9 protein-coding genes are annotated in these 6,856 nt (G+C 40.8%); all 9 read right to left on the minus strand.

Translation table 11 applies throughout. From position 1 onward, the window contains the following. A partial coding sequence (locus VNZ46_RS26945) for an NAD(P)H-dependent oxidoreductase subunit E (RefSeq protein WP_325564389.1) occupies positions 1-315 on the minus strand: 315 nt, incomplete at its 3' end. After that, on the minus strand, positions 308-1,519 hold the full coding sequence (locus tag VNZ46_RS26950; protein ID WP_325564390.1) for an NADH-quinone oxidoreductase subunit D: 1,212 nt from the start codon (positions 1,517-1,519) through the stop codon (positions 308-310). The genes VNZ46_RS26950 and VNZ46_RS26945, both read right to left, overlap by 8 nt. A gap of 5 nt (positions 1,520-1,524) precedes the next feature. Beyond that, positions 1,525-2,028, minus strand: a complete 504-nt coding sequence (locus VNZ46_RS26955) for an NADH-quinone oxidoreductase subunit C (RefSeq protein ID WP_325564392.1) — start codon at positions 2,026-2,028, stop codon at positions 1,525-1,527. Further along, the gene (locus VNZ46_RS26960) at positions 2,028-2,570 is read right to left on the minus strand and encodes an NADH-quinone oxidoreductase subunit B (protein ID WP_108549706.1); all 543 of its coding nucleotides are present in this window, start codon (positions 2,568-2,570) and stop codon (positions 2,028-2,030) included. The genes VNZ46_RS26955 and VNZ46_RS26960 overlap by 1 nt, the downstream gene beginning before the upstream one ends. Positions 2,571-2,674: 104 nt before the next feature. Beyond that, positions 2,675-3,046: an NADH-quinone oxidoreductase subunit A gene (locus VNZ46_RS26965; RefSeq protein ID WP_108549705.1), complete on the minus strand. Its 372-nt coding sequence runs from the start codon at positions 3,044-3,046 to the stop codon at positions 2,675-2,677. Positions 3,047-3,124: 78 nt separating this feature from the next. After that, positions 3,125-4,840, minus strand: a complete 1,716-nt coding sequence (locus VNZ46_RS26970; protein WP_325564396.1) for a tetratricopeptide repeat protein — start codon at positions 4,838-4,840, stop codon at positions 3,125-3,127. 124 nt (positions 4,841-4,964) lie between these two features. Beyond that, positions 4,965-5,870, minus strand: coding sequence for a substrate-binding domain-containing protein (locus VNZ46_RS26975; protein ID WP_325564398.1), 906 nt, complete (start codon positions 5,868-5,870; stop codon positions 4,965-4,967). Continuing rightward, positions 5,867-6,097 carry a hypothetical protein gene (locus tag VNZ46_RS26980; protein WP_325564400.1) on the minus strand — a complete coding sequence of 77 codons (231 nt, stop codon included), beginning with the start codon at positions 6,095-6,097 and terminating at the stop codon, positions 5,867-5,869. Before VNZ46_RS26980 ends, VNZ46_RS26975 begins: the two co-directional genes overlap by 4 nt. Before the next feature lie 9 nt (positions 6,098-6,106). Next, the coding region (locus tag VNZ46_RS26985) for a TonB family protein (protein ID WP_325564402.1) at positions 6,107-6,856 on the minus strand (750 nt) is incomplete at its 5' end.

A 6,856-nucleotide genomic window follows, 5' to 3' on the forward strand; every position in this document is an offset into this window, starting at 1 on the left:
CAGCTTTTCAGCACCAACCAGGCAGCAAGGTCCTGTACGGCAAACCTCCAGCATATACTTGCCCTGAGGTTTTAAAAAGTACATGGTATAGAAAGATGCCACTTCATAGACCTCGATATCCTGAATATCCAGGTAATCTGCTACCCTGTTCATCGCCGAGGTGCTCAGCCAGCCCTGTTCGGCCTGTACTTCATGCAAAATCGGCAGCAAAGCAGATTTCTGCTTGCCCTCAGGATATCTTTTTACAATCTCATCGAACTTTGCCAGCAAAGCCGATGAAAAATCTACAGGTTGTTGTTCTTCTACTCTAAGCATCTAGTTCTCCTGCTATAATATTCATGCTACTCATATTGATGATGGCATCCGACAAGAGCATACCTTCACTCATTTTCGCAAACATTTGATAATTGATAAAGCTTGGTCTTCTGAAGTGCAAACGATAAGGTGTTCTTCCACCATCATTGATCAGGTAAAAGCCCAGTTCCCCGTTACCACCTTCAACCGCGTGGTAAACTTCCGCTTTAGGGGCATCAATCTCACCCATCACAATTTTGAAGTGATAGATCAGTGCTTCCATATTGTTATACACTTCCTCTTTAGCCGGTAAATAGAAATCAGGAACGTCCGCATGGAAAATACCTGCAGGTTCGTTCTTCAGTTTCTGCATGGCCTGTTCAATCAGGCGCACACTTTGCCACATTTCTTCATTACGCACCAGGTAACGGTCATAAATATCACCGCTAGTACCAACCGGTACCTCAAAATCGAAATCCTGATAAGAAGAATAAGGTTCACTTACCCTTACATCATAATCTACACCTGTAGCCCTTAATAAAGGACCAGACCAGCTGTAATTCAATGCCGTCTCTGCAGTTACCTTTGCCACACCAGCTGTACGGTCGATAAAGATCCTGTTCCTGTTCAAAAGGTTTTCAAACTCCCTCAGGGCTACAGGAAATTCTTTCAGGAATTTATTGATCTTCGCAAAAGCGATATCATTAAAATCCCTCTCGAAACCACCTATACGACCAATATTAGTTGTTAAACGTGCTCCGCAAATCTCTTCATAGATCTCATAAATATGTTCCCTGAACTGAAATAGGTAAAGGAAAGTAGTTGTGGCCCCGGTATCCTGTGCAATAATGGTATTGCAAATGATATGGTCAGAGATCCTGGACAACTCCATAATGATCACCCGGAGATAATCTACCCGTTTAGGCATCTGAATATTCAGTAGTTTCTCTACTGTCATATGCCAGCCCATGTTATTGATCGGCGAAGAACAATAATTTAAACGGTCGGTAAGCGGTGTGATCTGGTAAAAAGGTCTGTGTTCTGCAATTTTCTCAAAAGCACGGTGAATGTACCCGATCGTAGAAACCCCACTCACGATACGTTCACCATCCAGCTGAAGAACATTTTGAAATACCCCGTGCGTAGCTGGGTGGGTTGGCCCTAAATTTAGGGTTACCAGCTCACTCTGCGGGTCGTTATCTGTATATACCGGCTGATTATTCATATATTCTATCTACCAAAGTATTCGTCTTTTTTATCCACTCTGTTTGGATCTTCCAAAGGATATTGTTTCAGCATCGGGTGTACCCCAAGGTCGTCCATATTCAATATTCTTCTCAGATCCGGATGGCCTTCGAATTTAACTCCGAAAAAGTCATAAGTTTCTCTCTCCATCCAATTGGCACCGTTCCACAACGTGGTTGCTGTAGGAATGCCTGGATGATGCTCGTCGATAAACACCTTCACTCTTGCCCTCACCTTGTTCACCATACTGTGCAGGTGATAAACCACTGCAATACCGTGTTTTTTACCCGGATAATGAACAGCTGTAATATCGGTCAGAAAATTAAAGTTCGTCGCTCCGTCTTCTTTAAGAAATTTCAAAACTTCAGAGATTACATCTTTTGTGGTCTCAAAGGTCAGCAGGCCATACGGTTCCTGAACACCAATGATCTTATCGCCGAACTTTTCAGTCAGCACCTGGATCAGCTCTTGATTCTTATTTTCAGCCATTATAATATTCCGTAAGAAGCCAGTAACTCTTTATACTGATCAGAATTCCTCCTTCTTGAAGATTCATTTCTAACCAGCTCCTGTATTTTACCAAAACCATCTAAAATTGCTTCAGGTCTTGGCGGGCAGCCCGGAACATATACATCGACCGGAATGATCTCATCGATCCCCTGAAGAACGGAATAAGTATCAAAAATACCTCCGCTTGATGCACAGGCACCAACAGCCATTACCCAGCGGGGTTCCGCCATCTGCAGATACACCTGCTTCAATACCGGAGCCATTTTCTTGGCGATGGTACCCATCACCATTAAAAGGTCTGCCTGACGCGGGGAGAAACTTAAACGTTCGGAGCCAAAACGTCCGAAATCATAATGCGAACCCATGGTTGCCATAAACTCGATTCCGCAGCAAGAAGTTGCAAATGGTAAAGGCCACAAGGAATGGGAACGTGCCAGGCCGATAACTTTATCTAAAGAGGTGGCGAAAAAGCCAGATCCTTCAATGCCTGGGGGCGCGTTTACTATATTGATGTCACTCATGATATAAACAAAAAGGGTTCATTCAGGTAAAGAATGAACCACAAATCTACAATATTTTAGAAGGAATTGGAGCGCGGGGGCGCATTTAGAACAAATCTAAATAACTAGTTCCAATCCAGTACTTTTTTCTTCAGGACATAGATAAAGCCCAGCAGCAAAGTTCCCATAAAGATGAACATTTCAATCATTCCCCGAGACCCAAGCTCTCTGAAGTTCACTGCCCATGGATACATGAAGATCACCTCCACATCAAACAGAACAAACAGAATGGCCACCAGGAAATATTTAATAGAAAAAGGTTGTCTCGCATTACCAACCACCTTAATACCGGCTTCGAAAGTAGATAACTTATCTTCTGTTTTTCTCGCTGGTCCAAGCAGATGGGTTGCGATCAATGTCGTGACCACAAAACCAAGCGCCACAACAACCTGGAATATAATAGGGAGAAAATCTGAAGGTATACTTTGCGTTTCCATAATATAAATTTGGTACAAAATTAAAAGAAAAAGGCAGGATAACAACCCTGCCTTTTCAATAATAGTTATTTATACTGATTATTTTTTCTTGATTGGTGCTTTTGGCTTAGCTGCAGGAGCAGTTAAATATTTTAGACCTTCAAGCGCATTTGCGTTCTGGGCATCAATAGCCAAAGCTTTATTGAAATAATCTTTTGCTTTTTCTTTATCTGTTGGTGTATAGGCATAACCTAGATTTGTATAAGCCTCAACAAGGTTCTTAGCCTCTGCCGGAGATTGTGCCAATTCTGGTTTAGTTACAGTAACCAATTTCAAATATTCTTCAAAAGGAGCAATTACAAGACCTTTAGGGTTGTTCTGATCATCTTCAAAACGAGCGATACGTCCGCGAAGAATATAGGCTAAAGTAAATTCAGGACTCTTTTTATTTAAAACTGATAATGCTGAATCAGCCTCAACCAATAATGTTTTGCTCGGGTTCTTTTTATCTCTATCTGCAATTGCATAGTTAAAGTAATTTGCATTTGCCAAATAGTAGTAGTTGGTTAAAGAACCTTTACCATTAGGATTCAATTTAATTGCAGATTTATACACCTCAGCTGCTTTTGCATAGTTCTTAGCTTTAAACAATACCAATGCTACATCTTCTAATGCATCAACATTAGTAGAGTCCATCTGAACCGCTTTGGTAATATTTTGAAGGGCTAAACTATCATTACCTGATTGAAGCAATGCCTTACCTAAGTACAAATAATCTGTAGCGATCAGACGAGACTGGTCTTTAGTTTTAGCAAACAAATCATTCATGTATTGTAAACTCTGAGGATAGTTTTTATTCTCATAAGCTGAATAACCACGCATCCTTAATACAACTGGCAATTTAGGGTCATTAGGACTTACTGTAGCCAGTTCAGCTGTTACCTGCTCTAAAGTTTTATAATCTTTAGCATAGAATAAGAACTGTGCATAACGTAATTTAGATTCGAATGATTTATCAGTCAGGTCAAGATATTTTCTGTAGTTCTCCAAAGCCTGAGCTGCTTTTGCATCAAAACTAGCTGGCTCAAAGTTAGCCCACTGCATATAAAGCTCAGCGATTTCTCTGTAAGCAGGACCGTAATTAGGATCTTTGGTAATCGCTTCTTTTAAACGCTCTTCAGACTCAGGGAATGCTCTTGATTCTTTGTACATACGGCCAATCTGAACAGTAGCTCTTAAAAGGTTCTCATTGATGTTCAAAGCACGCATATAATTTTGCAATGCCTCAGAGTTCTTTTTCTGAGCTGCGTAATAATCCCCCAATGCGAGGAAAGTTTCCGCATCTTTGTCGTCTTTGTCTAACTCATCTGCTTTCTGCAGAAATGGAAGAGCTGATGTGTAATCACCTGCTGCGGTATAGGCTTTACCGATAAACATCGATGGCAGGTAGTCTTTCTTTGAAGAAACCTCTATGGCTTTGTCAAAGTTAGTTTTTGCTGAAGCTGCATTTTTTGAAGCCAGGTCAGCCTCACCTAAACCAATGTAGTTTAATGCATATTTTGGATCAGCGGTAACCCCTTTTGTAAAAACGGCTCTTGCAGAATCCACGTAATCTGTACGCAGGTAAACTTCACCCAGGTTGTAGTAATTTTCACCTTTACTGGCCTGAGAATTCACGAGTGCTTTAAGCATTGAAGTCGCTTTTTGGTACTGTTCGGCATCTATCGCCTTCTTTGCATCATTTAAACTTTGAGCAAAAGAGGCAGAACCCATCACTACTAAACCTAAACCTAAGGTTATTGCTTTCTTTGTCATTTTCATTGGTTCTATTAATTTAATTTTAATTGTAATGAAGCTTGCTAGGCAGGTTTCATTGGTTCGTTTGTTTTGAGAGGATAAAAAGCGAGATACTTCGTATTCCCAAATATATAATTTTGTTTTAATTCTTCAAGTTAAAATCCCTCGATACAATTTTATGAGGACCCAGTCCGGATTTAAGAACAATCAGTTGCCCGCGCTGGCTCACTAACCAGTTTGCAAATCCTGTGCCTAAACCGTCTTTACCTTCCGCATTAATGATATAAATGTTTCTCAGGAAAGGATAAATACCGCTGATCAGATTGTCCTGAACAGGTTTATAAAACGCATCATCCCCTTTTTTACCCTTAACAGCTTTTACACCCATTAGTTTTACTTTCCCTGAATATTCTTCCCCCTCACTGTATTTTTTAATTAACCAATTTACGCCAACCACACCAATATAGTTTTTGTGTTCAGAAACATATTTGATCACATCAGCATTGTTACTTAATGTATAAACTCCCTTTTTAGGCAATTCTTTTACCTGTGCCAGGTCTTTAAAATATCTTAGGGTACTGGAGTAGGCATTATCAAACACCAGGCTTTTGTCTGACGTTGAATTTCCCTTCATCATCGAAATCACCTCATCAGCCGTAATGGTGGTATCCTGGTTATCAGCAGCCGTGATCAACGCAATCCCGTCAATAGCAAACCTCGAAGTAAATACCGGAATACTTCTCCTGCTATACGCTTTTTCTTCTTCTGGTGTCAGCATTCGGGAAGAAATCATCACCCGGATACTGTCATTTAAAAAGGTTGGAAATATCTTGTTCTCATTTCCGGTAATCACCGTAAAATGCGCATCCGGATAGTCAGAATTGAAAACCTCTATCTGGTCATCAATAATATTATGAAAAGACTCATCCACCAGCAATTTAGCATAGCCTGAAGTCCTGGATTCTTCTGACTGTCCCTCCTTTGTCTTTTTATTCTTACAAGAAGAAAAAACAACCAGTAATACAAATATAAAGCTCAAATATCTCATTCCGACTGATCTTTTTGATTAATTAACCGGTAAAACCGGATCAGGGCATAAACGATAAGTAAAACACCAAACAGGATCCTGTATGTTGGTGTGATATCAAATGGAATCTCTTTCCAAAAGATCAGCAATGTTCCCAAAGCCATATAAAACAAGAGCATAACTAGCCCTAAAATAAGCAGAAATCGCTGTTGAGGCGATTTCTGCTTAAAAAAATTGAAGTCAATCATGTATTATTCTTATTGACCTGATAAAGTAAAGCTGATTGGAATGTTGTATTTAACACGTACCGGTTTACCGTTTTGGATACCTGGAGTCCAGCGCGGGCTGGCTTTTAATACCCTAACAGCTTCCTCATCTGTACCACCGCCTAATTTACGGTCTACTTTGATGTCTGTTAATTCACCATTTTTCTCCACAACAAAAGATAAGAATACCTTACCCTGAATGTTGTTTTCAGCAGCCATTGGAGGATATTTTACGGTTTTATGCAGGTAAGCATAAAATTTCTCCATACCTCCAGGGAAACTTGGCTGAGTTTCGATACTTACGAAGTCATAAACTTTAGTATCCTCAACTACAGCAGCCTGCTTAGGACCATTTCCAACTGGCGCAGCAACTACGATGTCCGCATCCGGATCACCCGCAATTGTTTTCTGTCCCGGATCTGCTTTTTTCAAATCTTCAATTTGAGGTGGCTCTTCATCACGCACCAAGTTATCCGGCTTAACAATAGGAGGAGGAAACTTAACCTGATCCTGTTTTGGCGGCGGAGGCTCAACCGGTGGTGGCGGAGGGGTATCCGGGTTCACCGGTGGTGGTGGAGCAACAGTAACCTCTACTTGTTTAACAACCTCTTCCTCAGGCAACGCACCTTTGATCATACTGATGATCTTAGGCGAGATGAACAGCAGGATAAACACTGCTGATGCGTAGAATAACGATTTTGTTGTGTTTGCAGAGTTTCTGGTACGAAGCTCGTAAGCCCC

The sequence above is a fragment of the Pedobacter sp. genome (assembly GCF_035566355.1).
Taxonomy (GTDB): Bacteria; Bacteroidota; Bacteroidia; order Sphingobacteriales; family Sphingobacteriaceae; genus Pedobacter.

Excerpts from the sequence above, each read along its gene's own strand:
- VNZ46_RS26960 (WP_108549706.1), bottom strand. The coding sequence starts at position 2,570 with ATGAGTGACATCAATATAGTAAACGCGCCCCCAGGCATTGAAGGATCT.
- VNZ46_RS26970 (WP_325564396.1), bottom strand. The coding sequence starts at position 4,840 with ATGACAAAGAAAGCAATAACCTTAGGTTTAGGTTTAGTAGTGATGGGT.
- VNZ46_RS26955 (WP_325564392.1), bottom strand. The coding sequence starts at position 2,028 with ATGGCTGAAAATAAGAATCAAGAGCTGATCCAGGTGCTGACTGAAAAG.
- VNZ46_RS26965 (WP_108549705.1), bottom strand. The coding sequence starts at position 3,046 with ATGGAAACGCAAAGTATACCTTCAGATTTTCTCCCTATTATATTCCAG.
- VNZ46_RS26975 (WP_325564398.1), bottom strand. The coding sequence starts at position 5,870 with ATGAGATATTTGAGCTTTATATTTGTATTACTGGTTGTTTTTTCTTCT.
- VNZ46_RS26980 (WP_325564400.1), bottom strand. The coding sequence starts at position 6,097 with ATGATTGACTTCAATTTTTTTAAGCAGAAATCGCCTCAACAGCGATTT.
- VNZ46_RS26950 (WP_325564390.1), bottom strand. The coding sequence starts at position 1,519 with ATGAATAATCAGCCGGTATATACAGATAACGACCCGCAGAGTGAGCTG.